This is a genomic window from Syntrophaceticus schinkii, from assembly GCF_000946815.1.
In the GTDB taxonomy this organism is placed as follows: domain Bacteria; phylum Bacillota; class DSM-12270; order Thermacetogeniales; family Thermacetogeniaceae; genus Syntrophaceticus; species Syntrophaceticus schinkii.
On sequence record NZ_CDRZ01000098.1, the window covers coordinates 1 to 1,209 of the forward strand.

Below are 1,209 nucleotides of genomic sequence, written 5' to 3' on the forward strand. Positions count from 1 at the left end.
ACTTTTGACCACCCACTATATCGAAGAAGCAGAACTGCTCTGCCACCGTGTGGGAATCATGAACAAGGGCAAATTGATTGCTCTGGGAACACCGGAGGAATTAAAGAAGAAAGTGGGCAAGGTTGTTGTGGAGGTGCCCAACCATAATGAAACTGAGTACCATGTATTCGAAGAGAGGGGAGAGGCTCCAGTATGCCGCAGCAATGAAGCATGATGTAGTGATCAGAGAAAGCAACCTGGAAGATGTTTTCGTGGAACTAACCGGGCGCAAGGTGGGTGATTGAGATGATTTATGATACATACACAGTTTTTTGGCGGGAAATGGTGCTGCTGCGGAAGAAATTCAAGAGCTTTTTTGCAGGTAGTATGGTCAGCCCACTGCTTTACCTGCTCTCTTTTGGCTGGGGGTTGGGGAGGAATATCCAGTTCGGCAGCACAAGCTACCTGGATTTTGTGGTACCCGGCATTGTGGCCTTGAGTGCCATGAATGCCAGCTACAATGCCACAGGTGTTTCCCTTAATGTCAGCAGGCTTTATCATAAAACACTTGAGGAATTTCTGGCGGCTCCGATCAGTGTTTCCTCATTGGTGCTGGGGAACATTTTCAGCGGCTGCTTCCGCGGCCTGTTTTCTTCGGGCTCATCATTATCTTTTCCTATTTTTTTGGAGCAAATTTGCACCTTAATGGGTGGTTCTTTCTTTCTCTGCTTCTGACATGTTTTTTATTCGCCACATTGGGATTGGTGGCAGCGATGGTGGTTAGTTCTCATGAAGGCATGTCACGTTTTTCGACCTTTGTAATTCTTCCCATGACTTTTTTATGTGGGACGTTTTTCAGAGTGGAAAAATATCCTGATGTTATTGCATATTTTGTACAAATATTGCCCCTTACTCATTCCGCTGTTTCCCTAAGAGCTATAGCGTTGAATACCGGATTCCCTCTGGTTTCCATGCTGGTTCTGGCAGCTTATGCTGTAGCATTGTTTGCTCTGGGGTTGTGGGTGACTTATCGGGTGGAATAAAAAAACGCCCAGGCAACAGCAAACACATCTCTTTCGTGGTTGTGGGTGACTTATCGGGTGGATTGGTATTATGGAATAAAGGCCAGACGAGTAACTGCAGCTGTCATTAAGCCAATCGGACTTGACTTTTTTGGGAAATAAGGCTAGACGCCAGGGCGGATTCTTTAATGTTTGCCAATTGAATAAT

At 45.7% G+C, this 1,209-nt stretch carries 2 protein-coding genes and 1 pseudogene; all 3 read left to right on the forward strand.

Annotation, left to right across the window (positions count from 1 at the left end; all coding sequences use genetic code 11):
- Positions 1 to 214: pseudogene (locus SSCH_RS20040) on the forward strand (ABC transporter ATP-binding protein); the annotation flags it as partial.
- Positions 215 to 276: 62 nt separating this feature from the next.
- The gene (locus SSCH_RS20045) at positions 277 to 714 is read left to right on the forward strand and encodes an ABC-2 transporter permease (protein ID WP_232294242.1); all 438 of its coding nucleotides are present in this window, start codon (positions 277 to 279) and stop codon (positions 712 to 714) included.
- Positions 675 to 1,022 carry an ABC transporter permease gene (locus tag SSCH_RS20050; RefSeq protein WP_232294243.1) on the forward strand — a complete coding sequence of 116 codons (348 nt, stop codon included), beginning with the start codon at positions 675 to 677 and terminating at the stop codon, positions 1,020 to 1,022. The genes SSCH_RS20045 and SSCH_RS20050 overlap by 40 nt, the downstream gene beginning before the upstream one ends.
- The last annotated feature ends 187 nt before the right edge of the window (positions 1,023 to 1,209 follow it).